Genomic DNA, 26,587 nt, shown 5'->3' on the forward strand with positions numbered 1-26,587 from the left:
AACTAAAGGGAAGGATAAATGGTTGTTAGTCTTTGGTCGATCTACTTCTTATTCTTTTTTTATCAAAGTCTGCAATAATTCCTATGGCTACGTTGCCTGTTCGATGCTCAACGAAGCGATGATTTAAAAGGATTGAAATCGAACCCTGTATTCTCAACTTTAATGGGAGTTTCTTAAATCCAACAGTATAACTCGCGGCCGGTTCCCAGAAAAAGACAGGGGATACAGTAAGACTATCCAGGATATAATTATCCAGTTCCTGCGGTGTATAATTGGTATGAATATGAGTAAAGACAATCTCTGTAAAACGAGAGCTCATCGCTCCTGAGAATTTTTTTGAAAGATTATAAATAATAGCAGGCTGAATAAAAATTTTTGTTACGCTACTATTGTGATATTTATTCACATGAGCCATATTCGAAATATATTCGTCGGATATATCTGAAGCGCCTAATGCAACTCCGCCAAATAACTGGAACTGCATTTTCTCGTTATAAGCCATCGATGTAAAATAGCCGCCGCCCAACTCGGTAAAATTTCTTTTGTAATTTAATAATGAACTATCGCCAGGGAAAAAGCTATCGTTACCGCTATTCTTTTCCCACCGAAAACTTTCATTGAGCATAAGGGCAAAATGGCTGCTAACGGCCCATGAGCCCTGTAAATCTAAACCGTTAATACTATTCCCTTTTTCTTTAAAGGCATTTATAGAACCTGCATAGAAACCCGAAAACTCAAGATCATTTTTCTTGTGTAATAGAGGAATATTTTGCGTTGAAGGGCTATAGACATATCTTGGCGCATAGCACGATAACATGCATAGTGAAACAAAAACCAGGGAAATAGTCACTTTTATATTCTTCATCAACTCATTTTAAAAGTAAGGGCTGCAAATTCTTCAACACTTAAAGTTTCGGCCCGACGATTAAATAAATCGTCATCTAGAATTTCTTTTGAAAACAAACTCTTCACCCCATTTCTTAACGTCTTACGGCGTTGATTAAACGCTGTTTTTACCAAAACCCAAAAGGCTCTTTCACTCTTCACCGGTAATTGACTTTTATTTTTGGTTAGCCTGATAACCCCACTTTGAACTTTTGGCTGCGGTGTAAAACTTTCGTTGCCTACCGAAAATAAATATTCAACACTATAGTAATATTGCAGGAGCACACTTAATACACCATATATTTTACTTCCTTCTTTCGCGGCTGCTCTTTCTGCCACTTCTTTTTGAAACATGCCAATTACAACCGGTACATATTCTTTCCATTCCAATACCTTAAACAGAATTTGGGTGGAAATATTATAAGGAAAATTGCCAATTACAGTAAATGGTTCGTCAAACGGGCGGTCTATTGTAAGGAAGCTTTGATGAATTAGATTATTTTGCAACGAGGGAAATTGTTTTAAAAGAAAATTAACTTTTTCTTCATCCAGTTCAACTGCTTTAAAGTGGATGCGTGGAATTTTCAAAAGGTGTTTGGTAAGTGCGCCGCCGCCAGGTCCCACTTCTAATAAATTTGTGAAGTCACTTTTTTGAAGTTCGTCAATTATCCTTTGCACCACTTTTTCATCTTTTAAAAAATGCTGCCCAAGTGATTTCTTTAATGTGTACATGGGCCGAAATTACAGATAAGTTTTACCAATAACATCTAATAAGATTGGGTCATTGTATGTCAATAGTTTCTTTGCGATCCTGTAAATGGAATATGAATTAATTTAGATAAAAAGAACCGAACATCATTCATTACTTTACGTTCCAATGATTCACGCCACAAAAGGAATTGTACTGCGTACCATTAAATACGGTGAAACTTCTGTGATTGCATCCATTTTCACTGAGTTGTTTGGTATTCAATCTTATATTGTGAATGGCGTTCGTACACAAAGTAAGACTTCAAAAGCTCATTTTTTTCAACCGTCATCTATGCTCGAAATGGAGGTGTACCATAATGAGCTTAAAAATTTACAACGTATTAAAGACCTTAAATGGAGTTACCTCTATAGAAATATTTTAAGTGATGTAACTAAAAATTCGGTGGCACTTTATATGGTGGAGCTTTTACAAAAATGCCTCAAACAACCCGAGGCCAATGCGGATCTATTTCACTTTTGTGAAGATGCTTTTATGCAGCTTGATGTTGCAGAAAACGAAGTGACTGGCAATTTCCCTATTTATTTCGCTATGCAACTTGCTCATTTTTTTGGTTTGAGCATCCAGGATAATTACTCTACAGAAAAAAATCATTTCAATATAAGTGAAGGGATTTTTACCAGTAAGCCACTGGCAAATGATAATTATTTAGAACCTGGTATCAGTCATCATTTCTCACAATTATTAAAAGTGTTACACCCATCAGAGTTGAAAGAAATAAAACTGAATAAAAGTATCCGGGCAATTATTTTATCTGCACTCGAGAACTATTACAATTTTCATATTGCCGATTTTGGCGTTATGAAAACGCTCCCTGTATTGCGTGTTTTATCGGAATAAGTTAACCTATAAAATTCTTCTGGCCACAGCAGTTTGAGACAGCTTTTTACCTTCAACATTTTCTATGAGAACTATTCCCGGTTGCCTTCCCTTTTCAAAACTGCCAAGTACATCATCTGCCCGCAATGCTTTAGCTCCATTTATAGTTGCCCATTGCAATAATGTTTCCAGCGGAATACCAGGGAAATTTCTTGAAATTATCTTTAGTTCTTCCAGGATATCGAGTTGATGATTTGATGCAAGACTATCTGTTCCCACCACTATATTACATTCGTTACGCAAAAGCACTTCTACTGGTGGCAATTTGTTTTCAATATAAAAATTTGCATTAGGGCACAGGCAAAAAGATACCAGTTGATCCTTGGTTTTCGCTTTATCTATATAATCGATGTCCTCTTGTTGCGTAAAAGTATTGTGCACTAAAATAACAGAAGAAGCTTTTTCAAAATTGGCAAAATAAGTTTGAAGGCTTCTTAATTTTGGCGATTGGTAGAATGAATTATCAATCTTCATCTTTCTATACAAGTCCACCAAATTTCCCGAGCCATTCAAAAAAAATTCATCCTCATCGCGTGTTTCCTGGTTGTGGATACTCACCACATTTTGGGAAAAATAAGGGGTAATTTTTCCCCACAGATCTTTGGAAATGGAATACGGGGCATGAGGAACTAAATACGTTTCCTGTTTTTTTTGAACAAATTCATCGTAATACAATTTACTTTTTTCGAACCTGGCTTCCGCAACATCCGGATGCCATCCGCTAACTTCAATAAAATTCTTATAGAGAAGGAGGCTATTTTGTTTTTGGTGAAGTGAAAGTGTATTGTTACAGATGTCCCCAACTGCCACTATGCCACGTTGTAGCATTTCTTTTTCGGCTTTATCAATAGCATCGGAAATTTGTTCCTGGGCGAAGTGTCTTTCCGTCACTACCATAAATACAAAATCAACAAGCCCGGTTTTTTCCGGAATAAGATCTCTTAAATGTGATAGTTCCAGGTGGCAATGAGCGTTGATAAATCCAGGTGAAAGAACGCCGTTAAATATCTCTACGTCTTGTCCGGCGGCGCTTTCATCAATAATTTCCAAGATTTTACCTGTATCATCGGTTACTAATACGCTGTTTCCGTTAAGAAAATCTTTCCCTGTAAATAAATAATCTGCCTTAAATTTTCGATATTCCATCTAAAAACTAATAAGTTAATTTTGCATCCCGGAAATCAAAGATAACCTGCATTGCAGTTATAAATAGATATAAAAATGTTAGATAAACTTGACGGTATAAAAGCAAGGTTCGAAGAATTAGGCGTAGCGCTTTCTAATCCTGAAATTGTAAATGACAATAAAAAATATAAGCAGCTAAGCAAAGAATACCGCAGCCTTGAGAAGATTGTAAATGTGAGAAACGAATATGCCAAACTGCTGGATGACATGGAGTTCAACAAGGAAATGATTGAAAGCGATGACGATGAAATGAAGGAGCTCGCTAAAGAAGAAATGCCGGGCTTATTGGAAAAAAAAGAACAGTACGAAAGGCAGATCAGGAACATGTTGATACCAAAAGATCCGCAGGATGAGAAGAATGCCATACTTGAAATACGTGCGGGAACTGGTGGAGACGAAGCCTCACTATTTGCCGGGAACCTTATGAGAATGTACCTGAAATATTGTGAATCCAAGGGCTGGAAAACGGCGTTGCTTAGCGAGAGTGAAGGGACTGTCGGAGGCTATAAAGAAGTGCAGATAGAGGTAACGGGCGAAGACGTTTATGGAACCTTAAAATTTGAAAGCGGTGTCCATCGCGTACAACGGGTACCCGATACCGAAGCGAGCGGTCGGGTACATACGAGTGCTGCCACAGTGGCCGTTATGCCCGAAGCAGAAGAGGTAGATTTTGAATTGAAGGATAGCGATGTAAAAATGGAAACTGCCCGGAGTGGTGGCGCTGGCGGGCAAAATGTAAATAAAGTAGAAACGAAGGTAATGCTCACGCATCTTCCGACAGGCATTGTTATTATTTGCCAGACAGAGCGAAGCCAATTAGGAAATCGTGAAAAAGCTATGCAGATGCTTCGAACTAAATTGTATGAAGAAGAGGTGCGAAAACAAGAGGAAGAGATTTCCCGTCACAGAAAAAGCCTGGTGAGTACGGGTGATCGATCAGCCAAGATAAGAACCTACAATTATCCGCAGGGACGTGTTACAGACCATCGCATAGGCTTAACGGTATATAACCTTGACAATGTGTTAAACGGGGACCTTCAGGAATTTATAGACGCACTCCAGTTTGCCGAAAATTCAGAAAAATTATCGCAACAACAGCAATAGAAATGTGTAACTTCGTAATTGATGTATTTATCATTTGCTTAGAACCATCTTATAACTTTCTTAACATAAGTGGTCTTAACTTTGGCACATGGTTTGAAACATAACCAGTATTAAGTTTAAAAGTCAATTTTCTCATAAGCAGTTAGTTTTGGTAAACGGCCCCTGTTTCTACAGGGGCCTTTCTTTTTTTCCTTCAGAATTTGTTAAGCACTTACTATAATTTATAAGGAAAGAATTTTGATTTGTCTTACTATTATCTTTGTTGCGCAAAACATCAATAACTTTCTTTACGTCAAAAGCTGTTGATTATTTATAATTAAAGCTTTCATGATTAATAGCGATACTCCCCAAATATTTCAAACCAACAGACCTACCCGCTGGAAAAGTGTAAAATGGACAACACGGGTACTTTTGATAATCGCTATTTTCTTTTTTGTGGTGCTCGGGATCGCATTGTACAGCGGCTCGCAACCCAGTTTGCCAAATATGAAGGCAAAGGCCAAAGAATATGAAACTTCGCTCGATCCTACCAACCCGCTCACTTTAAAAAATACCCAGAATGAAAAATATAAAGGCTTTAAAGACTTCTTACTAAAAAAGGTAAAGACAGACTCTTTAAAGAAAGCAAGGAATAAGACAGCTTCAAAAGCCAATTCGCTTCCGTTGATTAGAGCCGCATTTTATACGCCATGGACTGCTAATACCTCTTATCCCGATTTGCAAAAAAATGCTGATAAGCTCAACACCATTTTTCCCGAATGGTTTTTTATTGATACCCTAACTTTTCACCTGCAAACAAGGATCGACAGTGCCGGACTGGCCCTGATGAAGCAAAAACAACTGCGGATTATGCCCATTGTTTCTAACTTCAGGTCGATATCAAAGGGCTTTGATGGAAAGCTCCTGCATAAAATTTTAAACGACTCAGTCCTGCAAAGAAATTTTATACAACAGATTGCGGACACATTATCTTACTACCAACTCAATGGCATAAATATAGACTTTGAAGAACTGGTGGAAACCACTAATGCACCTCTTACCCAATTTCAAAAAAAATTATATGAAAAATTGCACGGAAGAGGAATGCTGGTAAGTATGGATGTGGAACCTAAGAATAACGACTACGACTACACGAAATTATCGGCCTATAATGATTACATCGTTCTAATGGCTTATGATGAATTTAATAACTCCACAGGCCCGGGGCCGATAAGCGGGCAAAAATGGATTGAAGATGCCGTGTCGTGGACCGCCGAACGTATTGATCCATCCAAAATAATTCTTGGAATAGGTGCCTTTGGATACGATTGGGCAAATGGAAAACACGACCAGGATTATATCTATAACGATGCCATTAATAAAGCTAAAGCGCTTGATGCAAAAATTATTTATGATAACGATTCATACAACCTACATTTTAGCTATGATTCGGAAGAAACTGACAGCACGGATGATGTTGATACAACCCGTCATGAAGTGTGGTTCACTGATGCGGCCACTACTTTCAATATTCTTCGTTTCAGCGATGAATTTCCAACAGCAGGTACAGCATTGTGGCGGCTTGGAAGTGAAGATCAGCGCATGTGGAAATATTATAGCCGTTTATTGAGTAATTCTTCCTTACAACAACAGCCATTTAATTTTGATTCACTTACCACTATTCCAATAACTCAAAATAATGTTGGATTCGAGGGTGAAGGGGAAGTTCTTGACATTATATTCTCTCCACAACCCGGAAAAATTAACTTCGAAATTGACAGTGCGGAGCAACTCATTGCCGAACAGAATTATGTTCAACTTCCTTCAGGTTATGTAATAAGAAAATTTGCAGAAGATACCACCGTGGGAAAAGGACATAAGCTTATTCTCACCTTTGATGATGGGCCGAGCGAAGAGTGGACACCTAAAATTCTTACCATATTAGAACGTGAAAAAGTACCTGCAACATTTTTTGTGGTTGGCATTAATGCAGAACAAAATATTCCAATTCTGCAACGGGAATTTAAAGATGGATTTGAAATTGGCAATCATACTTTCACGCATCACAATATTGCAGACATGAGTCTGCAAAGGGCAGAACTTGAAATGAAACTAACGCGACTACTAATAGAAAGCATTACCGGTCATTCCACCATTTTATTCAGAGCTCCATACAACGCCGATTCCGAGCCACAAACTTACGAAGAGCTTGCTCCGATTGAAAGAAGCCGGAATGAAAATTATTTGACAGTTAATGAAAGTATTGATCCTAACGATTGGGCGCCGGGTGTAAGTGCCGACAGTATTTTTCAACGTGTGGTGAGGCAGGTGCAAGATGGAAATGCCAGTATTATTTTATTGCATGATGCTGGTGGAGAAACACGAAAATCTACTGTTGAAGCGCTCCCCAGGATAATTGATTACTTTAAAAAGCAAGGGTATGTTTTTACAACTGTTGCTGACCTGATGGGAAAAACAAAAGATGAAGTGATGCCAAGAGTAGCTTCTTCCCGTGACAGATGGACAAGAAGATTTAATTTTTTCCTGGCCGAAGCAGGATATTGGAGCGGCCACATTTTATTTTCGCTTTTTATCTTTGGCATCTTATTATCAGTTGGCCGAATAATCTTAATGGCTGTTTTGGCAAGCATTCAAAAACGAAAAGATTCCAGGTCGAATAAAATTTCTCCTTTGCTTACCACCAATAAAGGTAATTGGCCTTTAGTAAGTATAATTGTTCCAGCGTATAATGAGGAAGTAAATGCAATTCGAACCGTAAAAAGCCTGCTGGCACAGGATTACCCGCAGCTCGAAATTATTTTTGTAGATGATGGAAGCAAAGATGAAACCTATACCACGGTTCGAGAATACTTTCTTGCAAATCCAAAAGTGAGGGTTTATACAAAATCAAATGGAGGAAAAGCTTCTGCTCTTAATTTCGGGATACAAAAATCAACAGCCGATTTTGTGGTATGCATAGACGCAGACACACAACTTAAGACAGATGCTGTTTCTGAATTAATGAAAAAATTTGACAATGAAAATGTTGGCGCCGTTGCCGGAAATGTAAAAGTGGGCAATGAGATAAATATGATCACACATTGGCAAAGCATTGAATATATAACTTCTCAAAATTTTGACCGACGGGCATTTGATTTATTAAACTGTATTACGGTCATTCCTGGTGCCATCGGGGCTTTCCGCAAAGATGCTGTTTTGATTGCAGGAGGCTTTACGACCGATACACTTGCTGAAGATTGTGACCTTACGATGCGGCTGTTGCGTCATGATTATATTATTAGAAATTGTACTTCTGCTATTTCCTACACCGAGGCACCGGAAACTTTCAGGCAATTTTTGAAACAACGATTCAGGTGGAGTTTTGGTGTTATGCAATGTTTTTGGAAACATCGTGATACCGTTTTTAATCCGAAGTATAAAAACTTTGGAATGATTGCCATGCCCAATATTTTAATTTACCAAATGATATTGCCTATACTTGCTCCCCTTGCAGATATTATTTTGGTCCTTAGCCTTGTAGCAGCATCCTTCGGAGTAATTGTGGCGAGCATACCTCATATTATTTTGTATTATATTATATTTACGTTTATTGATGTTGCAGGCGCTGCTTTAGCATTTGCTTATGAAAGAGAAAATCATTTCAAGCTGGTATGGATGCTGCCACAAAGATTAATCTATCGTCAATTAATGTATTATATTCTTATAAAATCTTTCAATAAGGCCATTAAGGGAGAGTTGCAAGGTTGGGGTGCATTGAAAAGAACCGGAAGTGTAAAAGATGTGGCAGTGGTTAAATAATTGTTTTATCAAATTTTAAAATAGCTTTATTAATATTAGCAATAGGCAATTCAGTTTGTGTTTTGTAATATTATTTTCTATATCTGTCCATTAGGAATTTTCATCTTCAAATTAACTTATGAGTTTTCAAAATAGAACAGTATTTATCACAGGGGCTTCACGCGGTATCGGAAAGTCCATAGCATTAAGGCTTGCAAAAGAAGGCGCAAATATCGTGATTGCAGCCAAATCAACTGAAGAGAATCCCAAACTCGGAGGAACAATTTTTAGTGCAGCAAAAGAAGTAGAAGATGCAGGGGGTAAAGCGCTTGCCGTGCAATGTGACATAAGGTTTGAAGAACAAATTCAACAGGCTGTTAATAAGGCCGTTGAAACATTTGGTGGCATTGATATCTTAATAAACAATGCATCAGCAATTAGCTTAACCAAAGTTGAACAAACCGAGCCAAAAGCATTTGGATTAATTAATGATATAAATGTAAAAGGAACTTTTTTTGTAAGTAAAGCCTGCATTCCCCATTTAAAAAATGGAACCAATGCACATATTCTGAATCTTTCTCCGCCTATAAATCTTGACCAAAAATGGTTTACTAACCATCTCGCCTACACGATGAGTAAATATAATATGACGATGATTTCATTGGGGCTGTCGGGTGAGCTTAAAAAATACAACATTGCGGCAAATAGTTTGTGGCCAAAGACCACCATAGCAACAGCCGCAGTTCGTAATTTGTTAGGTGGGGAAACACTTATAAAAATGAGCCGCACGCCGGAAATAATTGCTGATGCGGCTTTTTATATTTTAAGGAAACCTTCGAAGGAATGTACAGGAAATTGCTTCATAGACGAAGATGTATTGGCAAACGAGGGTATTACCGCTTTGGAAAAATATGCGATAGAGCCCGGGACAAAGCTATACACCGATCTCTTCTTATAATGGGCTGCAAAATGTCTTAAGATTTTGCTGAAATAATTTGTAACAATTGCTCCAAACCTTTACCCATTTTTTCAAATATGCTATCATATTCCGGTGGCGCACCACCGGTATAGATTATGAACACAACAAGGTTTTTTTTATCTTCTTCCAGTTTGTTTGAGAGTGAAGCTTTCTGTAAACGGTACGCTTCTCTCATAAGCCTCTTTACCCGGTTTCTATCGACAGCCTTCTTGAAATTTTTACTGCTTACAGAGAACGTTGCCTGCAAATGAGAATAATTTTTTTCAGGCTGCGCATAAATGATCCTTAGAGGAAAATGTGAAAATGATTTTCCTTCCTTGAATAGTAGCTGAATAAGTTTACGGCTTTTTAACTTTTCATCCCTTTTAAATGTATGTCTGTGCCCGATGGTCAACTTTTTATTTATTTGGAAATATGATAGATACTAAAATAAAAAAATAGCCCCGAAAAGGAGGCTATTCATAAAAATATTTCAGCGTATGTTATTTTTTACTTCCGTGCTCATCAGAAACCGTAAGCTTATGGCGTCCTTTCTTTCTGCGGCTTGCCAATACTTTGCGTCCGTTGGCGGTTGACATGCGCTCTCTAAAGCCATGCACACTTTTACGGCGGCGCTTATGCGGCTGGTATGTACGTTTTTTTCCTGGCATTTTATTTTGTTTTTCCTTTAATAAATTTGTTCCAATTCCCAGCCGGGCACCATCCCTGCTGTTTGTGAAAGGGCTGCAAAAGTAAGAAAGTATTTTAGATTTTAAAGGAGCTTCACGATATTTTTTACTGAATTATGAAACCAGGTCTACGTGAGTTGATTTTACGGGCTTACCAAAAAATACGGCAGAATGCTTATCAAAATCTTTGGCTGAATCAGTTGTAAAAAACGCAATTTGCCCATTTTTACTGCATTTTTCTTCAATTTCGGGATGGCGGGCTAAATAATCAACCAGGCTTCCAGCTACAATTTCACCCTGTGACATCAATTGAACATTTTCCGGGACATATTTTTTTATTTTACCTGCCAGTAGCGGATAGTGAGTGCAGGCGAGCAAAATGGTATCTATTCCCGGTGATTTGCTCAATAATTCGTCCACATCTTTTTTAATAAAATAATCCGCTCCGGTAGAATTGTATTCATTGTTTTCAACTAGCGGAACCCAAAGAGGGCAGGCATGTTGGATGACATTTACGTCGGGAAAGAACTTCTCTATCTCAAGCGGGTACGACATCGATTCTACTGTACCATTCGTTCCAAGTATCCCAATTTGATTTGTTTTAGAATAATTCCCAATTACTTCTGCGCTTGGTCTTATAACTCCCAACACACGTTTGTCTGCACCGAGTTTCGGGAGGTCTTTTTGTTGAATAGATCGCAACGCTTTTGCCGACGCGGTGTTGCACGCAAGAATTATTAAAGGACAACCTTTTTGCAACAACCACTTTACTGATTGCAGCGTGTACTCGTAAACGGTATCAAAAGACCTGTTGCCATAGGGAGCTCTTGCATTATCACCAAAATAGAGATAATCGTAATCTGGCAATTTTTCTACTATTGATTTTAGGACGGTTAATCCTCCGTAGCCTGAGTCGAAAACGCCAATAGGTGAAACATTACTCATCGTACAAAAATAAACAAGCCACCCCGTTTAAAGGATGGCTTGCATCAATTATTTGAATCATTTTATTTTTTAGGAAGTGTGGGTGCCGTAGTGGATGGCTCTTTCAATCCCAATTTCTTTCTTACTAAAGGTCCGATATCGCTGGTAGGAGGCATATAAATTAAAGCTTCCCTTGGAAAAATATAGGTATATCCATTCTCCTTGGCTACTTCTTCAATAGCAGCCTGTAATTTCTTTTGTATGGGTAATGAAAGTTCCTGCCGTTTCTGCTCGAACTGGTTTTGAATTTTTTGATCCATACCACTCAGGTCCTGCACCTGCTTTTGCAGATCGCCTCTTTTTACTTCTTTAAGGCTGGGGCTCATGGTAGCAGAATCCTTGTAAAATTTTTGAACAGCTTCATTTAAGGCAGTTTTTTGGTCATCTGCATTCTTATAAAGCGACTGTTGGTATTCATCCAACTGTTGCTGAACAGTGGCAGCTTCTGGCATTAATTGTATAATTTCATCGGCACTTATATAACCAATTTTCTGTGCGTTTGCAATATTAGAGAATCCGAATAACCCTACTGAAATTAAAACGATTGAGACAAACTTTTTCATTTTTGTGTTTTGTGTTTGGTATTTGTTTTTATAAAGTGTTTAAAATCTAATTTTTAGATGCATCATCAAAGGTGCTTTCGCATTTATTTAACACCCAACTCTTTAAGAACATCATCACTCTTGTCAAGTTTTGGGTCGGCAAATATAACGGTAATTCCTTCACTTTTATCTAAAATAAAATCATATAGTTTTGCCACGGCCAATTTTTGAACTGCGTTGTAAACTCTGTCCTGTATTGGTTTTATCAATTCCTGGCGCTTTTTAAAAATATCACCTTCGTAGCCAAAACGTTTTCTTTGCAAATCTTTAAGTGCTTTGTCTGCGTTGAATAATTCATCTTCCCTTTTTTTCTTCAAGTCATCACTAAGCATAACTTGTTCGGCATCATAATCCTTATACATTTTATCAAGTGCTGCAGATTTTTGATCAATCTCCTGTTGCCATTGTGCGCTAAACTGATCGAGCTTTTGCTGTGCCGCTTTATATTCAGGAAGTTTTTCAAGAATATATTTTGAATCGATGACTGCGTAACGTTGAGCATATAAGGTTGAACTCAATGCTATACACGCCAATAATAAAAAAGATATTTTTTTCATAACTGATGATTTGTCGCTTTGCTATTCGGGTTCCTGGCCTAGCATAAATGTAAATTTAGCTGCTCCTTTTAATCCTGTTGAAGAACCTAACCTGTCTAAACCAACACCGTAATCAAACCCAAGTAATCCAAACATCGGTAGGAAGAAGCGCATACCGACTCCAACTGATCTCCGCAGTTTGAACGGGTTGTAGTCTTTAAAACTATACCAACCGTTTGCCGCTTCAAAGAAAGTTTCGCCATAAATGGTACTACTTGCACTGGTGCTAAATGGATATCTTAACTCAAGTGTGTATTTATTAAAAATAGTAAAAAAGTTACTCGCAGTACTTATATCAGGGTTAACTTTTGGGTCAGAATTATCATAAACAGGATAACCCCTATGTGAAATAATATCGTATCCAAGTAAGCCGTAGTTGTTGCTTAAGCCTGCATCACCCAACTGAAATCTTTCAAATGGCGAAGTGATGGTTTTATTGGTATAACGGCCAAGGAAACCATATTTAGCGGCAGCTTTCAGCACAAACTGTTTGTTTTTATCGGGGCCACGGCCTTTTCCAATAGGCACATACCATTCAGCATTGAAGCGCTCTTTGTGAAATTCTACCAGCTTATAAATATCTTCGGCAGCTTGATTTTTGTAATATGTGGCGCTATTGAACAGTGAGTACGGCGGTGTAAATTGTCCACTCAATGCAAAATTAGAACCCCCTGTTGGGAAGATCGGGTTTGGTCCGGCAGAATTACGGGCTAAGGTTATTTTAAAACTAAAATTGTTTGAGATACCGCTCGTTAAACCTGGAAAAATATTATATTTTCTAAGTTTGTAGCGCTGATAATCTAACTGATAAACCAATGAAAAATAATCGTCCGGCCATTTTAGCTGTTTGCCGAGTGCCACACTAAAACCAGTAGTCTTAATATATGAAGAGTCGGCATAGCTACGGTCGTAATAGCCTAATGGTGAATAGGCGTTGGCATATTTTGTATCGTAATAACTTATTGTAAACGAATTTCTTTTTTTACCTCCAAGCCATGGCTCGGTAAATGAAAAGTTGTAGGATCTGAATTGCTTTCCATTACTTTGGCCTCTCAAACTTAATTTCTGCCCATCCCCACTTGGTAAAGGATCCCAGCTTTTCTTATTAAAAATATTGTAGATAGAAAAATTGTTGAAAGTAACACCGAGAGTTCCCGTCAATCCTATACCACCCCCAAAACCAGCAGAGAGTTCCAGTTGGTCAGATGATTTTTCTTCAAGCCCCCATGTAATATCAACAGTGCCATCATCAACGTTCGGCACAATACCGGGATTAATTTTCTCAGGATTAAAATAGCCAAGCTGAGATAGTTCCCTTTGCGTTCTTATAATAAGTTCGCGGCTGAACTTGTCACCAGGAATAGTTCGTAATTCGCGGCGTATTACATAGTCTTTGGTCTTCTCATTTCCGGTAATATTTACTTTACCTATAGTAGCTTGCGGGCCTTCTACAATTCGAATTTCATGATCGATTGTATCATTATAAACAGCGGTTTCAACAGGATCAATTCTAAAAAATAAATAGCCATCATCCTGGTAAAGGCTACTGATATCGCCACCCTCCGGGGATGGCTCTTTACCTAGTCTTTTATTAAGGGTTCCTGCATTATAAATATCTCCTTTCTTTATACCCAATAATAAAGTCAGCACTGAATCAGAGTATTTGGTATTTCCCTTCCAGGTTATGTTTCCAAAATAATATCGGTGCCCCTCCTTGAGTTTAACAGCTACATCAACATCGCCATTATCATTATACGTTGTATCATCTACAATTACTGCATCTCTGAAACCTAAAGAGTTGTAATAATCCAACAGGCTTTGTTTATCCTGTTGGTACTTTTTTTCATTAAATTTTGCAGAACTTAATTTAAATCGGAAATAGGGATCCAGGAATTCCTTTGTTTTAGATGGAATTAAGTAGCTGTTGGATCGCAAATAATCATTAAATGAAATCTTGTTGGTTCTGCCCGAATCGAATACATTACCAACAGATGTAGGAAATAAAGTAAGCCTGCTCTTTTCCTTGGTGCCCTTCATTTGCTTTTTCAGCTTAAGTGCACTCACCGATTCATTGCCCGTAAAAAAGATATCCTTAATACGAACCTTTGCATTCTTATCAACAACAAATACAATGTTCACCGAATTTGCGGCATTAGGGTCTTTGGTTTCAACAACTTTCACATCCACATTTCTAAACCCTTTATCTATATAAAATTTCTTAATTACGTTAACCGCACTGGTTTTCAGGTTTTCTGTAACGCGAGATACTTTGCCTTTAGAAAGTCCAAGTTTTGGAGTTAGGTCATCAGCTTCTCCTTTACTCACCCCTTTAAATTTAAAATTGGTAAGGCTTGGCCTATCAGTAATATTAATTTCAACTGATAATTTGTTTCCGACAAGATTGGTAAAATAAATCTGCACGTCAGAAACAAGATTTTGTTTCCACAAATTGGTGATTGCTTTGGAGAAATTATCTCCTCCCGGCAGCATCACTTTATCACCAACAGCAAGGCCTGAAATGGAAATAATCAGGTTTGGATCAAAAGATTTTGTTCCAGTTACTTTTATATCAGAGATTATGTACTCCTTGGGTGATTTTGAATTGAAAATATTTTCAAGCGGAACGTTTACTGAAACCGAATCATTGACCTGTGCAGTGGCATTTGTTTTGGCAGTAACAGCTACAACTACTAAGAATAAAATCTTGTAGAACTTGAACATCAAATCATTTTTTATAAGGCGGCAAGATAAAAGCAAATAATTAAAAGTATTTGTTAAATCACCCTTTGTGAAAGGGTTTGCGGGTGATTAGTATGATGAATTGGAAATGAAAAACTTTGCACGTGAATTTCAAATTATTTACAGTTGATCGCTGGTTTTACCAAATCTTCGTTCTCTATTTTGAAAATTGAGTATGGCTTCATATAAATTTTCTTTTCTAAAGTCGGGCCACAATGTATCGGTAAAATATAATTCACTATAGGCAAGCTGGTACAGCAAAAAATTACTGATTCTATACTCTCCGCTGGTTCGAATCATAAGTTCCGGATCCGGAAATTTTGCCGTACATAAATACTGATTAAAAACATCATTGTTTATGTTTTCAGGATCAAGTTTGTTATTCTTAACTTCGAGAGCAATCTTTCTCACAGCTTCCGTTATTTCCCAACGACTGCTGTAACTTAATGCCATTATAAGATTAAGACCTGTATTTGTTTTGGTAGCTTCGCATGCTTCCTCAAGTTCCTTTTGCGCTGCTGGCGGCAACATTTTTACGTTACCAATTACGCACAGCCTGATGTTATTTTTGTTGAGAGTTGATACCTCCTGTTTTATAGTTTGAACTAATAATTCCATAAGGCCCGTTACTTCATCTGGCGGCCTATCCCAGTTTTCGGTACTAAAAGCATAAAGTGTGAGATATTCAATGCCTAATTCGGCGCAACCCTCAACAATATTTCTCACGCTTTCCACCCCGCTGTAATGACCAAATAACCTGTCTTTTCCCTTTTCTTTCGCCCACCTTCCATTGCCATCCATAATAATCGCAATGTGCTTCGGTAGCTTTTTTACCTCTATTTTTTCTTTAAGGCTCATGTTGTTTTAAAATAATCAAGTCAGGCAAAAGAGAAGCCTGACTTGGGGCGGCAAAAATAAGGAATTAGTTTATACCGACGGGTGATTAAGCAAACCCTAATTAATAATCTGATTTTCCTAATGTAAATTTCTGCTGAAAACTATAAACAAAAAGATTCTTCGGGATGAGGAATCTTTTTAAAAAATATTAAATGCCAGTCTCTATAAATTACTGAGCAGATGGACAGCGGTAAGAAGTAATATTAAAAGAAATGCCAAACTCGGCAATTGCATATGAATCTTTTTGCTTACTGAATCCGCGCTGGCGGCCTTCTATACCTATGGGAGTTCCCAACTCGTACGATCTGTCCTGCAATTGTGCTGCAACAGACGAGACAGGAAATTTATCTATCCCAACATAGGTCGTACTTACGTCATCAATATAGTCCGTAGTCGTAAACCGATATGCTATTTCGAATGAAAGATTGATTTTTTCAGACACTGCATACTTAATCCCCATACCCACGGGAATACAAACAGCCATGGTACCATACTCCTTTCTTCCCTTATAAAAAGTTTGTCCTTCCGTATTCAATGGCCTTAAGAAATATTTTTGTCCGGCCAAATAAGCATAAGGATCGTAACTAAAAACACCTACGCCAATTGTTGCATAGGGGGTGAAGCTGTGATTAGGATCAGTTGGTATAAACTCGAAAAAATTGAAATCTCCACTTAGTGCAACCTCAAAAATATTGGTATTAAAGCTAAGGTTCCTGCTGCGCTGATATGCATTTTCACTATATTGATCACTATAACCAAGTTGCGCAAAGTGAGCACTTAAGCGAACACCCGCATAATTATTAAACTGTTTTCTATAAAACCCACCCAATGCAATTTTGGGTCTGTTGAATGCGGCCCTGTTATTAAGATCCCCAAAATAGTGTGCCACGCCGGCACTTATGCCATACTCCCCTTCCTGTACCGATTCATATTGTGCTTTGGCTTTAATATTAAAAGCCGTAAAAACGATCAGGATTATAAAATATTTTTTCATAATGGGTGCAAAATAACGATTGTAAACATAGTTGGTAAAACGAAGAAACGCTCTTTTAATTATATATGCAAGTTAAAAATTTGTCATTAATTTCTTTTGTCCAGTCCCCAGGATAATTTGTTGCGCAAAGTTTGCAAAAAATTATTTTCATTAAGTCGCACCAGGTTGATGTTAAAAGTCTCTTTACGTATGGCCAGCAGTACTTCTTTTGTAACTATTTCGCGCCGGCTGTCCAACGTACATAAAAAGCCGTCAGTTCGACCTTCAACTTCAAAAGAAAGAATGGTATTATCAGGAACGACCAGCGGCCGTATATTCAAATTATGGGGAGAAACCGGTGTAATTACAAAACTGGCAGATTCGGGAAAAACTACAGGACCGTTACAACTCAGCGAATAACCTGTAGAACCTGTGGGCGTGGATACTATAAGTCCATCGGCCCAGTATGTGTTTAAGAATTCACCATTTAAATAGGTATGAATCTTAATCATGGGTGAGGTATCTTTTTTATGAATGGTGAATTCATTAAGCGCATACGCGACACCGTTAAACAGAGGCATATTCGCATCAAGATGCAGCAACGTTCTTTTGTCGGGCATATAGGTTCTTTGCACCAACGCTTTTACTGCGAGTTGCAATTCATCTTTACCAATGCTTGCCAGGAAACCAAGGCGTCCGTAATTTATGCCTAACACCGGAATCCCCTTATCGCCTACAAAAGTAATTGCGTCCAACAAGGTTCCGTCACCTCCAAGGCTTATCAGGAAGTCAATATCTTCGAGATCTTCAGGACAGTTAAAAGTTGAATATTTAAAGGATATGTCAATTGATGAATAAAACTGGTTAAAGAAATTCTGGAATATAACAGGTTCAATTTTATAATGTGCCAGCTCAGTAAGCAATAGCCTTAAGCCATCTTGCTGACTGGCTTCCAATCCACGACTATATATTGCTATCCTCATAATCTTTGTGAAATATCCTTTATAAAATCAAATAAAAGACAAACTTATTTTGTAAAAATAAAGCCTTTTAGCTGAACTGTTTGAAACTGTATGGAACCTCAAATCAAAAATAATAAGGGTAATAAACTCACTTTTAGCAACCTATGGAAAATTGAATTCAGTTAATAAAAACAGGCAGGCTAAATATCAAGATAATTCATCAGATGCCGGTAGTTGTTGTCAATTTCATTTTCAAACATTTGTTCGCCGGAGTAATAAGCAACCGTATATTCATATCTTTCGAATGCAGCGATAATAACTGAAATTTCGCTTTTATTTAGATGAATAGTAATCTGCATTAATGAAGTGCCCGGCTTGATGGTAATATTTAAATGGAGAATTACGGCGCCATCACTTTCAACTATTCTGCTAATTTCAGAAATCGAAAAGTTACTCCGCTCCATTTCAAGTACTATCACAGCACCGGTTTCATTTGCGCCGGAAAAATTGCCTAGCGCAGCAAGAAGCTCTTGTCCCGCAATAGCACCTACAAACTCATTGGTTTCAGTAACTACGGGAATTATGTTGGTTTGATATTGATTGCTGATGGTAACCGCATTTAAAAAATGCTTGTTGTAGTTTATTGATGCAGGAATAAAATCATTTTGAAAAAATTCAATTGTAATTTTTTTATTTTCTTCATCAAGCAAATCATCCTCGCCAATCATACCAAGATATTTGTCTTCTGATATTACCGGCAGATGAGTTATTTTAAAATCGCTCATCAATTGCAAGGCTTTCGAAACGGTGTCGGTTAATTGCAATTGAGGCAGAACATTATTGACGAGTTCCTGTGCTAACATGATAGTGATTCCATTTAAACATAAAAAAAATAAACGGCTACTATCCCTATAGACAAAAAAAATTAGTGAACTGTTGCAGCAGGCACTTTTAATTTTGAAATAAAGCCGCTGAGAATCCTGTTAAATTCATCGGGAACTTCCATCATAGGCGCATGACCACATTTATCAATAAAATGGAGTTCACTGTTGGGTATTAGTTTGTGAAACTCTTTGGCAACAAACGGCGGCGTAATAGTGTCGTTATTCCCCCAAATCAAACATGTAGGTTGTTTGATCTGGCTAATTTCTTCTCCCAGGTTATTGCGAATAGCCGATTTAGCGAGAGAAATTATTTTAATTACCTTAATTCTGTTATTGGTTATCTCAAAGCATTCATTTACCAGCTCTTCCGTTGCCATGGCCGGGTCATAAAAAGTGAGCTGGGTTTTTTTCCTGATATATTCTTTATCTCCACGCTTGGGATAACTGTCACCCATGCCGTTTTCAAACAATCCGGAGCTTCCGGTGAGTATAAGAGATTTTATGCGTTCAGGATGTTTTAGAATATAAACGAGAGCAACATGGCCCCCTAGTGAATTGCCTAACAAATGAATATTTTCATACCCGCGGGTTTCAATAAACCTATAAACAAATTTTTGCAAACCTCCTACCGTTGTGTGCAAGAGATCAAGTTCAAAAAGTGGAAGCATAGGCACAATAACCTTATTGATCTTTCTGAAATGTTCAATCAAATGCTCAAAATTGCTTAAGGCGCCAAAAAGTCCATGCAATAAGACAAGTGGTTCACCCTCTCCTTCTTCAATAAATTTAAACTTACCGTCTTGTTGAATTTTATATTCCATTGATACGCTACGGCGGATTTGTGGTTTTTACATGCAGCTATTTAATGCTAAAATAAATGTTTCTATGCAAAAAAATGTCGAAATAATATTTGATTCTGATTTAACTAAATAGATTTATGTGCCAGACTTTCAAAAAAACCTTCTAATTGTGAAAACATGTTTTTAAATACGGGTATAATCTTTCCGAGGTTATCGATCACCTTTGGGCCCCATGGAGATACATATTTATAAACTACAGAACTTTCAATAATACCGGGCTTAAGTAAATAAATCTTTTCGGCAAAAAACAATAACACACTAAATATAATCGTATAAATAATAATATAAAACACCATCCCGCCTAAACTATCGAGCCAGCCTAGCATGGCCAGGTCAACCGTTTTTTTTAAAAGCCTTGCGCCTAACCCTACCAGTAAAATTACCACAATAAAAACCAAAAGAAATGAAATAACAGGTAACCATTTTGTAGCAGATCCCACATTTTTACCAAGATATGATGCAACCACTGCTGATAACTTAAGGGCAGCCGCAAGACCAATAATGAAAGCAAGCAAAGAAAAGATACCAACTACAAGGCCTTTGCTTAGGCCCTTATATATGGCAACAATTATAACAAGCAGAAATGTTATATCAATTATCATAATACTTGTTTACAATCATTTCACACTAAAGGAAGATTCTGCTCAATTGTTGAAATGCTACTGAACTGCCAGAATCCCCTTTACCACTGCCGCAATAGTTTTACCGTCTGCTTTGCCGGCAAGTTGTTTATTAGCCATACCCATTACTTTGCCCATATCTGCCTGTGTCGTTGCGCCGGTTTCCTTCACAATAGATGCAATAACTACTTTCAGTTCCTCTTCACTCATTTGTTTCGGTAAAAACTTTTCTATCACGTCAATTTCCTCTTTTTCTTTATCCGCAAGGTCTTTCCGATTTTGCTTTTCGTAAATTTCCAAAGATTCTTTTCGCTGCTTCACTAACTTTTGAAGCAATTTAATTTCATCATCATTTCTAATTTCACCACTAAAACCTTCTGAAGTTTTAAGGTTGATGATTGCAGCTTTAATGGCACGCAAAGACCTCAAAGATTTTTCATCCTTTGCCAGCATTGCAGTTTTTAAGTCAGCCATTACTTTTTCTTCTAAACCCATTTTATTTCTAATTTAAAATGTTATTAATGATTTTTTATTTATTTCTTTCCTTCTCAATTTCAATAAACTTTTTATGGAAATCCTTTGCAAAAGTTTTTATGTCATTAGTTAACACATCGTATTTAGTGGCCCTTTGAAAGGTATCGGCCATCGTGGTAAATAGCTGGAAATAAAAATCAGCCATTTCATCCACCATCATATCTTTTGTCCACAGGTCAATACGCATTGCTGATTTATCAATAGCATCCCAGAATGCAACAAACATTGCTTTCGCTTTCTGAGGTGTTTCTGCTGTGCTGCCACTCGCACTCCATGTTATTTGTTGAGGAACTTTTTGGGCGTCAAGTTGAACGGTGATGTTAATTTTAGATTCTGTCATAAGTGGATGCAAATTAATACTATTGAAGGTTTCAATAAAAATGATCTTTTCTCAACTTGAAAAATATATTACACAATAACTTTTTCAATGTTTTCCCAAAGAAGCTTTGCGGTAACATCCCAATTAAATTTTTCCGCAATAATTTTTCCTTTGGCGATTAACTCATTCCTCAAATTTTCATCCCTAAACAGCTGCATCATTCTTACGGCCACCTCCTTAAAATTTTCAGGGTCGGCATATAACGCGGCATCGCCAAATATGTCGGGCATTGCACCTTTTGCAGAAGTGATTACCGGAACACCGCATTTTATTGCTTCTAACGGTTGTGTTGTAAAGCCGTTAAAAAGCGAAGGATCTATCATGGCATAAGCGGCGGCTGTTATTTTTATTCGTTCTTCAATAGAAGGATCTTTCAAAATTTTTACTTCGTCCCTAAACATAAAGAGGCTTAGGCTTTCAAAAAACTCTTTGTTTTTCCATCCTGGTTTTCCTGCAATTAATAATTGCATATTGCTTTTTTGCCTCTTTTTAAAGGCCGAAAATGCCTTCAACAAATTCAATAAATTTTTATTGGAACCAATTTCTCCTGAATAAATAAAATACTCATAGCCGTCGGAATATTGCGATTTTATTTTTTCTTTTTCTTCATAACCGATTCCTCTGCAATTTTCATTAACCCCCTTATAAATTATCTTTATTTTATCTGCATTTGTTTTGTATTGATTAACTACATCACGTTTGGTAAATTCTGAAACAGTGAAAATTGTATGCGCCTTTTTTACACTCTTCGGTATAAACGTCTTATAAAATATTAAACTGCTTGTTTTAAAAAAAGAAGGTTGATGTATAAATCTGAGATCAGCTACAATAATATATTGAGGAACTTTGGCGGTAAGAGATGCAATTCCGTCGCAGCTTATATAAACATCTGCTTTATGTTTTTTTAATATTGACGGAATTTTTATGTTATACCATAAATACCAAAGGGCAGGACTTTTATTTTGCTGGCCGATTACAATATTTATTACATTTTCAAAAGAAGCTATTGTACCAATTAATTTCATTTCAGAAATTAGAACGAAGGTGTGCCCCGGCTGGAGTTTTATTATTCTGCTGAAAGCTTCAATAACAAAATTATCGTCTTCTGTCAATTCACCCCTCCCGGTAATTTTTGTATTAACTGCAATAATCATTTATATGAGGGAGATTTTTGAATTGACATTATAAGATTGGTAAGAAAGTATAAGTGATGGCTTATGATTGATATTAATCAGGAAAACATTGTTACCTCAATACTTTAAGCTTTACTGTTTCGATGCGGGTTTCGCTTACACTTAAAATGTCAAATTGATAATCGTCTATAATTATGCGGTCTTTTTGACGCGGAATAGATTCGTGCTGGCTAATGATATAACCGGATAATGTTTCAGTCTCCTCATTTTTCCTAAATTCCATTTTATATTTTTCAGTCAGGTAATCGAGTTCCAGCCTGCCACTTAAAATAAATTCGTTTGTCGAGATTTGCTTATCAACAAATTCTTCATGCGCATCATATTCATCTTTAATGTCTCCAAAAATTTCTTCCAGCAAATCTTCCATTGTTACAATACCCGCCGTGCCGCCAAATTCGTCGATAACCCATGCAATACTTTTTCTTTCTTTGCTGAATTTATCAATGAGGTCGGTAGCACTCATGCTTTCGGGTATGGTGGGTATAGGAAGCAGCACAGAGCGAAGGCTCTGAGGATTTCTGAACATATCGAGCTGATGTATATATCCCTGGATATTATCAATATTACCTTCGTACACAACCAACTTACTCAATTTGGTTTCTATAAAACGGGCCTTCACTTCGGGAAGTGATGCGTTGATGTTGATAGATTCGATTTCTTTTCGGGGAATAAGACACGCCCTCACTTTAACATCGGATAATGACAATACATTTTCGAATAATTCATTATTCATTTCTTCATTATCGTCTGCATCATTCATATTGCTCTGCTGAATAAAATGTTCCAGGTCAATTTTAGTGAAGGCTTCATTCTTATTTTGCAGCTTTACGTTAAAAACATATTTGAGCATCCACTCTGCAACATTTACAAAAAAAGAAGCTACCCATGCAAACATGGAATAAAAAAACTTCACGATAAAAGTTATGAAACTACTTCCGGTTACTTCTTTATTCGTCGCCCTGAATAATGCCTTAAAAATAAATTCAAAAATTAAAAGCAATACTGTTGAGATAATTGTCTCTACGCTAAGCTTTACAAATGGATTGGAAATGCCCCAGTATTTCCATACGCTGTTAAGTATGTTACTCCAAAGCAAACCATATATTACCATTAAAATATTTAACGCAATAAGAGTTGTGCCAATAAACCGGGACGGGTTGTCCATAAACGCTGCCCAGGTTCTGCCAGGGTAACTTCCTTGTTTTTTTCTAAGTTCAATAGATAGCTTATTTACAGAAACAAAAGCAATTTCTATTCCGGCAAAAAAACCGATAAGCACAAGTGAAACGGCGATAGCAATAATTGAATTCCAGTCCATATTACAAAAATATAAAAATTGTCCAAAGGACTCCTTACGAAGTGATTGCACCCTTATTAAATTATTCCTTGGCCAGGAAGGGAGCTACTATTTTTTCGGCATCAAGGCACGCGGTTTGAAAATCCTTGTTAGTAATAACATTTTCGAAATGATTCTTAAAAGTCATTTCGTATGATGACTTATCGATTCGTGCCTGCAGTGATTCTTTTGTTTCTGACCCACGTCCCTGCAACCTCCTTTTTAGTTCTTCAGAAGATGGTGCCTGTATAAAGACTGCCATTGTATTTACAGGATATTGCTGCTGTACATGAATAGCACCCTGTACATCGATATCAAGAACCGGAACTTTCTTCAATTCCCATATACGTTCAATCTCCGATTTTAACGTACCATAATATTTGCCTTCATATACCATTTCCCATTCGAGAAATTCCTTTTGATGAATTTTTTCTGTGAATTCATTTTCAGAAATAAAATAATAATCTTCTCCATCCTTTTCATTGTCTCGGGGTTTTCTCGTTGTTGCAGAAACTGAAAACGCCAATTGCGGAAACCGCGTCATCAAATATTTTACTATAGAAGTTTTTCCGGCTCCTGACGGGGCAGTTATAAGAATCAGTTTATTGTATTTTTTGTCCATGTCTTGTACTTAATTCCATTCTGAAAAAATTAGATGGCTCACAGTTATCAGGCTCTTGTTCAAGTTTGACTTTTACTCATGAAATTTGGTAGCACTTAATTATTTATTGCCGGTAACCGCAGTATGCTGTTAGTCGCAGTCTGACGGCTTTCGCCGTGCCGACTACTATTGCCTTACAATTGCTGCGCCCAATCTCCTCAATCGTACATCAATATTTTGATAGCCTCTATCAATTTGCTCAATATTTTGGATGATACTTTTCCCCTCTGCACTCAAAGCTGCAATAAGCAAAGCAACACCTGCTCTTATATCAGGGCTGCTCATTTGTATTCCTCTTAACTGATTCTTTCTCTGGAGCCCGATAACCACTGCTCTATGCGGATCGCATAAAACAATGTGTGCACCCATCTCAATAATTTTATCTACAAAAAACAACCGGCTCTCGAACATCTTTTGGTGAATAAGCACACTTCCTTTTGCCTGTGTTGCAACTACTAAAACAATACTTAGCAAGTCAGGTGTAAAACCCGGCCAGGGATGATCGGAAATAGTCAATACAGATCCATCCAAAAATGTTTGTACTTCATAAATATCCTGTTCCGGTATGTGAATATCATCACCTTCAAAATTCATTTTTATTCCAAGCTGAAGAAATTTTTCCGGAATAATTCCTAAATGATCGATGCCTGCGTTTTTTATTATTATATCACTTTGGGTCATTGCTGCCAGCCCTATAAAAGAACCTACTTCAATCATATCAGGGAGAATGGTATGTGTGGCACCGTGCAATTCCTCAACCCCGTTAATTGTAATCATGTTACTTCCTATACCCGAAATTTTTGCGCCCATACTATTCAGCATTTTACAAAGCTGTTGTATGTAAGGTTCGCAGGCTGCATTATAGATGGTGGTTATACCAGTAGCCATAACTGCAGCCATAATTATATTTGCAGTTCCCGTTACGCTCGGCTCATCGAGCAACATATCTGTCCCTTTAAGATGCGAAGTTTTTAAAAGGAAAAAAGATGCATCGTCATCGTAGTCAAATTGGGCGCCCAGTTTTTGAAATCCTATTATGTGAGTATCTAATCTCCTGCGACCAATTTTGTCGCCCCCGGGTTTTGGCACGTAAGCTCTTTTAAATCTTGCCAACATGGGACCTGCCAACATAACGCTGCCGCGTAAACGCCCGGTCATTTTTCTGAAAACAGGAGAAGCGAGGTAGTCAATGTTAATTGTAGCCGCATCAAAAGTGCAGGAATGCCGGTCGATTCTTTCAACTATTACGCCCAGCCCCTGCAATAATTCAATTTGCAGATTTACGTCTATAATATCGGGAATGTTGTGGATAGTAACTTTTTGAGCCGTCAGCAGTACCGCAGAAATTACCTGCAATGCTTCATTTTTAGCGCCCTGCGGCGTTATTTCCCCCGTCAATTTTTTCCCTCCCGTAACTTCAAATGAGCCCATCGCAATTTATTTTTCGTGGAAAACAAAAATAAAACCCCGGCAATATATAAAGGCCGGGGTTGCAAACTTATTTTTTATTTAATAAAAAGTAGCTTAATATCTTTTTTTAGAAAATTTATTGCGATTGTTATTGCGATTATCTCTTCCTCCTCCCTGGTTATCTCTGCCCTGGTTATTTCGATTGTTATTACGGCCGCCAAAATTCTTACGGTATTTACCAACATTACTTACGAATTCTTCGCGGCTGTTGTCGACCCGGTGTTTTATAAAAGGGCGATTGTTGAATTCAAGTTCGCCTTTTGTAATAGAGCTAAGTTCCGTTTGTATGTTATCATCGTGAACGAGTTCTTTGTGCCAGTTACTATAAGTTAGCTTCATATAATAAGCAATAGCATTAGCAAATCCCTGGCGTTTTTCGCTGTCTTCTTCCTGTAATGCTTTATCAATGACTATTTCGATGTTCTTGCCAAGATGATTGTATTTGGGATATCTTTTGGGATAGGCCAACTGATCCGGCTTTGCTTTTAAAGTTTCACGGGTTGGTATCGGGTAAGGACTATCAACATCCAGCTTAAAATCGCTTATTAAAAAAAGATGATCCCACAATTTGTGCCGGAAGTCTTCTACATTCTTTAAATGAGGATTTAAGAAGCCCATTAATTCAATAAGGGCATAAGCATTTTTTTGCCG

General features: G+C 37.4%; 26 protein-coding genes. 4 read left to right on the forward strand and 22 right to left on the reverse strand.

Annotation, left to right across the window (positions count from 1 at the left end; genetic code table 11):
* Positions 1-25 precede the first annotated feature (25 nt).
* On the reverse strand, positions 26-865 hold the full coding sequence (locus ACO1O5_RS17515; RefSeq protein WP_486272519.1) for a hypothetical protein: 840 nt from the start codon (positions 863-865) through the stop codon (positions 26-28).
* Entirely contained in the window at positions 865-1,617 is a 753-nt protein-coding gene (rsmA, locus tag ACO1O5_RS17520; protein ID WP_486272520.1) for a 16S rRNA (adenine(1518)-N(6)/adenine(1519)-N(6))-dimethyltransferase RsmA, read from the reverse strand. The genes ACO1O5_RS17515 and rsmA overlap by 1 nt, the downstream gene beginning before the upstream one ends.
* A 145-nt stretch (positions 1,618-1,762) precedes the next feature.
* Here rsmA and recO point away from each other — a divergent pair, with 145 nt between their 5' ends.
* Positions 1,763-2,494: a DNA repair protein RecO gene (gene recO, locus ACO1O5_RS17525; protein WP_486272521.1), complete on the forward strand. Its 732-nt coding sequence runs from the start codon at positions 1,763-1,765 to the stop codon at positions 2,492-2,494.
* Positions 2,495-2,500: 6 nt separating this feature from the next.
* Here the strand turns inward: recO and ACO1O5_RS17530 are convergent, their stop codons facing one another.
* On the reverse strand, positions 2,501-3,679 hold the full coding sequence (locus ACO1O5_RS17530) for an amidohydrolase family protein (RefSeq protein WP_486272523.1): 1,179 nt from the start codon (positions 3,677-3,679) through the stop codon (positions 2,501-2,503).
* A gap of 75 nt (positions 3,680-3,754) precedes the next feature.
* Here ACO1O5_RS17530 and prfA point away from each other — a divergent pair, with 75 nt between their 5' ends.
* From prfA to ACO1O5_RS17545, 3 genes are all read left to right on the forward strand, one after another.
* The gene (gene prfA / locus ACO1O5_RS17535; protein WP_486272525.1) at positions 3,755-4,822 is read left to right on the forward strand and encodes a peptide chain release factor 1; all 1,068 of its coding nucleotides are present in this window, start codon (positions 3,755-3,757) and stop codon (positions 4,820-4,822) included.
* 327 nt (positions 4,823-5,149) lie between these two features.
* Complete coding sequence (locus ACO1O5_RS17540; protein WP_486272526.1) at positions 5,150-8,620, forward strand: trifunctional glycoside hydrolase family 18/polysaccharide deacetylase/glycosyltransferase family 2 protein; 3,471 nt, start codon at positions 5,150-5,152, stop codon at positions 8,618-8,620.
* A gap of 118 nt (positions 8,621-8,738) precedes the next feature.
* Complete coding sequence (locus ACO1O5_RS17545) at positions 8,739-9,557, forward strand: SDR family oxidoreductase (protein ID WP_486272529.1); 819 nt, start codon at positions 8,739-8,741, stop codon at positions 9,555-9,557.
* Between the two features lie 16 nt (positions 9,558-9,573).
* On the opposite strand, the gene rnpA is transcribed toward ACO1O5_RS17545, so the two are convergent.
* The 19 genes from rnpA to ACO1O5_RS17640 form a co-directional block, all read right to left on the reverse strand.
* Complete coding sequence (rnpA, locus tag ACO1O5_RS17550; RefSeq protein ID WP_486272531.1) at positions 9,574-9,972, reverse strand: ribonuclease P protein component; 399 nt, start codon at positions 9,970-9,972, stop codon at positions 9,574-9,576.
* Between the two features lie 88 nt (positions 9,973-10,060).
* A complete protein-coding gene (gene rpmH, locus ACO1O5_RS17555; protein WP_150413998.1) occupies positions 10,061-10,228 on the reverse strand; it encodes a 50S ribosomal protein L34 in 168 nt (55 codons plus the stop codon).
* A gap of 132 nt (positions 10,229-10,360) precedes the next feature.
* Positions 10,361-11,191 carry a glutamate racemase gene (gene murI / locus ACO1O5_RS17560; protein WP_486272533.1) on the reverse strand — a complete coding sequence of 277 codons (831 nt, stop codon included), beginning with the start codon at positions 11,189-11,191 and terminating at the stop codon, positions 10,361-10,363.
* 62 nt (positions 11,192-11,253) lie between these two features.
* Positions 11,254-11,793 carry an OmpH/Skp family outer membrane protein gene (locus tag ACO1O5_RS17565; RefSeq protein ID WP_486272535.1) on the reverse strand — a complete coding sequence of 180 codons (540 nt, stop codon included), beginning with the start codon at positions 11,791-11,793 and terminating at the stop codon, positions 11,254-11,256.
* An 83-nt stretch (positions 11,794-11,876) separates the two neighbouring features.
* Positions 11,877-12,389, reverse strand: a complete 513-nt coding sequence (locus ACO1O5_RS17570; protein ID WP_486272537.1) for an OmpH/Skp family outer membrane protein — start codon at positions 12,387-12,389, stop codon at positions 11,877-11,879.
* A gap of 21 nt (positions 12,390-12,410) precedes the next feature.
* Positions 12,411-15,149 (reverse strand): BamA/OMP85 family outer membrane protein, encoded by a 2,739-nt coding sequence (locus ACO1O5_RS17575; RefSeq protein ID WP_486272539.1) that lies wholly within the window; start codon positions 15,147-15,149, stop codon positions 12,411-12,413.
* A gap of 138 nt (positions 15,150-15,287) precedes the next feature.
* Complete coding sequence (gene uppS / locus ACO1O5_RS17580) at positions 15,288-16,025, reverse strand: undecaprenyl pyrophosphate synthase (protein ID WP_486272541.1); 738 nt, start codon at positions 16,023-16,025, stop codon at positions 15,288-15,290.
* A gap of 208 nt (positions 16,026-16,233) precedes the next feature.
* Entirely contained in the window at positions 16,234-17,058 is an 825-nt protein-coding gene (gene porG / locus ACO1O5_RS17585; RefSeq protein WP_486272543.1) for a type IX secretion system protein PorG, read from the reverse strand.
* 86 nt (positions 17,059-17,144) lie between these two features.
* Positions 17,145-18,020 carry an NAD kinase gene (locus tag ACO1O5_RS17590; protein WP_486272544.1) on the reverse strand — a complete coding sequence of 292 codons (876 nt, stop codon included), beginning with the start codon at positions 18,018-18,020 and terminating at the stop codon, positions 17,145-17,147.
* A 179-nt stretch (positions 18,021-18,199) separates the two neighbouring features.
* The gene (locus ACO1O5_RS17595; protein WP_486272546.1) at positions 18,200-18,862 is read right to left on the reverse strand and encodes a CBS domain-containing protein; all 663 of its coding nucleotides are present in this window, start codon (positions 18,860-18,862) and stop codon (positions 18,200-18,202) included.
* 62 nt (positions 18,863-18,924) lie between these two features.
* Positions 18,925-19,704 carry an alpha/beta fold hydrolase gene (locus tag ACO1O5_RS17600; RefSeq protein ID WP_486272548.1) on the reverse strand — a complete coding sequence of 260 codons (780 nt, stop codon included), beginning with the start codon at positions 19,702-19,704 and terminating at the stop codon, positions 18,925-18,927.
* A 104-nt stretch (positions 19,705-19,808) separates the two neighbouring features.
* Positions 19,809-20,345 (reverse strand): CvpA family protein, encoded by a 537-nt coding sequence (locus ACO1O5_RS17605; RefSeq protein WP_486272549.1) that lies wholly within the window; start codon positions 20,343-20,345, stop codon positions 19,809-19,811.
* Between the two features lie 57 nt (positions 20,346-20,402).
* On the reverse strand, positions 20,403-20,858 hold the full coding sequence (locus ACO1O5_RS17610) for a GatB/YqeY domain-containing protein (protein ID WP_486272551.1): 456 nt from the start codon (positions 20,856-20,858) through the stop codon (positions 20,403-20,405).
* A gap of 34 nt (positions 20,859-20,892) precedes the next feature.
* Entirely contained in the window at positions 20,893-21,237 is a 345-nt protein-coding gene (gene gldC / locus ACO1O5_RS17615) for a gliding motility protein GldC (protein WP_486272553.1), read from the reverse strand.
* A gap of 68 nt (positions 21,238-21,305) precedes the next feature.
* Positions 21,306-22,430 carry a glycosyltransferase family 4 protein gene (locus ACO1O5_RS17620; RefSeq protein WP_486272554.1) on the reverse strand — a complete coding sequence of 375 codons (1,125 nt, stop codon included), beginning with the start codon at positions 22,428-22,430 and terminating at the stop codon, positions 21,306-21,308.
* Between the two features lie 91 nt (positions 22,431-22,521).
* Positions 22,522-23,787: a hemolysin family protein gene (locus tag ACO1O5_RS17625; protein WP_486272556.1), complete on the reverse strand. Its 1,266-nt coding sequence runs from the start codon at positions 23,785-23,787 to the stop codon at positions 22,522-22,524.
* 61 nt (positions 23,788-23,848) lie between these two features.
* The gene (gene gmk, locus ACO1O5_RS17630) at positions 23,849-24,427 is read right to left on the reverse strand and encodes a guanylate kinase (RefSeq protein ID WP_486272558.1); all 579 of its coding nucleotides are present in this window, start codon (positions 24,425-24,427) and stop codon (positions 23,849-23,851) included.
* Between the two features lie 165 nt (positions 24,428-24,592).
* On the reverse strand, positions 24,593-25,897 hold the full coding sequence (murA, locus tag ACO1O5_RS17635) for a UDP-N-acetylglucosamine 1-carboxyvinyltransferase (protein ID WP_486272560.1): 1,305 nt from the start codon (positions 25,895-25,897) through the stop codon (positions 24,593-24,595).
* Between the two features lie 93 nt (positions 25,898-25,990).
* Positions 25,991-26,587 (reverse strand): DUF4290 domain-containing protein (locus ACO1O5_RS17640; RefSeq protein WP_486272562.1); only part of this gene is annotated, 597 nt, incomplete at its 5' end.

Source organism: Ginsengibacter sp., assembly GCF_057362405.1.

Excerpts from the sequence above, each read along its gene's own strand:
- ACO1O5_RS17515 (WP_486272519.1), bottom strand. The coding sequence starts at position 865 with ATGAAGAATATAAAAGTGACTATTTCCCTGGTTTTTGTTTCACTATGC.
- rsmA (WP_486272520.1), bottom strand. The coding sequence starts at position 1,617 with ATGTACACATTAAAGAAATCACTTGGGCAGCATTTTTTAAAAGATGAA.
- recO (WP_486272521.1), top strand. The coding sequence starts at position 1,763 with ATGATTCACGCCACAAAAGGAATTGTACTGCGTACCATTAAATACGGT.
- ACO1O5_RS17530 (WP_486272523.1), bottom strand. The coding sequence starts at position 3,679 with ATGGAATATCGAAAATTTAAGGCAGATTATTTATTTACAGGGAAAGAT.
- prfA (WP_486272525.1), top strand. The coding sequence starts at position 3,755 with ATGTTAGATAAACTTGACGGTATAAAAGCAAGGTTCGAAGAATTAGGC.
- ACO1O5_RS17540 (WP_486272526.1), top strand. The coding sequence starts at position 5,150 with ATGATTAATAGCGATACTCCCCAAATATTTCAAACCAACAGACCTACC.
- ACO1O5_RS17545 (WP_486272529.1), top strand. The coding sequence starts at position 8,739 with ATGAGTTTTCAAAATAGAACAGTATTTATCACAGGGGCTTCACGCGGT.
- rpmH (WP_150413998.1), bottom strand. The coding sequence starts at position 10,228 with ATGCCAGGAAAAAAACGTACATACCAGCCGCATAAGCGCCGCCGTAAA.
- murI (WP_486272533.1), bottom strand. The coding sequence starts at position 11,191 with ATGAGTAATGTTTCACCTATTGGCGTTTTCGACTCAGGCTACGGAGGA.
- ACO1O5_RS17565 (WP_486272535.1), bottom strand. The coding sequence starts at position 11,793 with ATGAAAAAGTTTGTCTCAATCGTTTTAATTTCAGTAGGGTTATTCGGA.
- ACO1O5_RS17570 (WP_486272537.1), bottom strand. The coding sequence starts at position 12,389 with ATGAAAAAAATATCTTTTTTATTATTGGCGTGTATAGCATTGAGTTCA.
- ACO1O5_RS17575 (WP_486272539.1), bottom strand. The coding sequence starts at position 15,149 with ATGTTCAAGTTCTACAAGATTTTATTCTTAGTAGTTGTAGCTGTTACT.
- uppS (WP_486272541.1), bottom strand. The coding sequence starts at position 16,025 with ATGAGCCTTAAAGAAAAAATAGAGGTAAAAAAGCTACCGAAGCACATT.
- porG (WP_486272543.1), bottom strand. The coding sequence starts at position 17,058 with ATGAAAAAATATTTTATAATCCTGATCGTTTTTACGGCTTTTAATATT.
- ACO1O5_RS17590 (WP_486272544.1), bottom strand. The coding sequence starts at position 18,020 with ATGAGGATAGCAATATATAGTCGTGGATTGGAAGCCAGTCAGCAAGAT.
- ACO1O5_RS17595 (WP_486272546.1), bottom strand. The coding sequence starts at position 18,862 with ATGTTAGCACAGGAACTCGTCAATAATGTTCTGCCTCAATTGCAATTA.
- ACO1O5_RS17600 (WP_486272548.1), bottom strand. The coding sequence starts at position 19,704 with ATGGAATATAAAATTCAACAAGACGGTAAGTTTAAATTTATTGAAGAA.
- ACO1O5_RS17605 (WP_486272549.1), bottom strand. The coding sequence starts at position 20,345 with ATGATAATTGATATAACATTTCTGCTTGTTATAATTGTTGCCATATAT.
- ACO1O5_RS17610 (WP_486272551.1), bottom strand. The coding sequence starts at position 20,858 with ATGGGTTTAGAAGAAAAAGTAATGGCTGACTTAAAAACTGCAATGCTG.
- gldC (WP_486272553.1), bottom strand. The coding sequence starts at position 21,237 with ATGACAGAATCTAAAATTAACATCACCGTTCAACTTGACGCCCAAAAA.
- ACO1O5_RS17620 (WP_486272554.1), bottom strand. The coding sequence starts at position 22,430 with ATGATTATTGCAGTTAATACAAAAATTACCGGGAGGGGTGAATTGACA.
- ACO1O5_RS17625 (WP_486272556.1), bottom strand. The coding sequence starts at position 23,787 with ATGGACTGGAATTCAATTATTGCTATCGCCGTTTCACTTGTGCTTATC.
- gmk (WP_486272558.1), bottom strand. The coding sequence starts at position 24,427 with ATGGACAAAAAATACAATAAACTGATTCTTATAACTGCCCCGTCAGGA.
- murA (WP_486272560.1), bottom strand. The coding sequence starts at position 25,897 with ATGGGCTCATTTGAAGTTACGGGAGGGAAAAAATTGACGGGGGAAATA.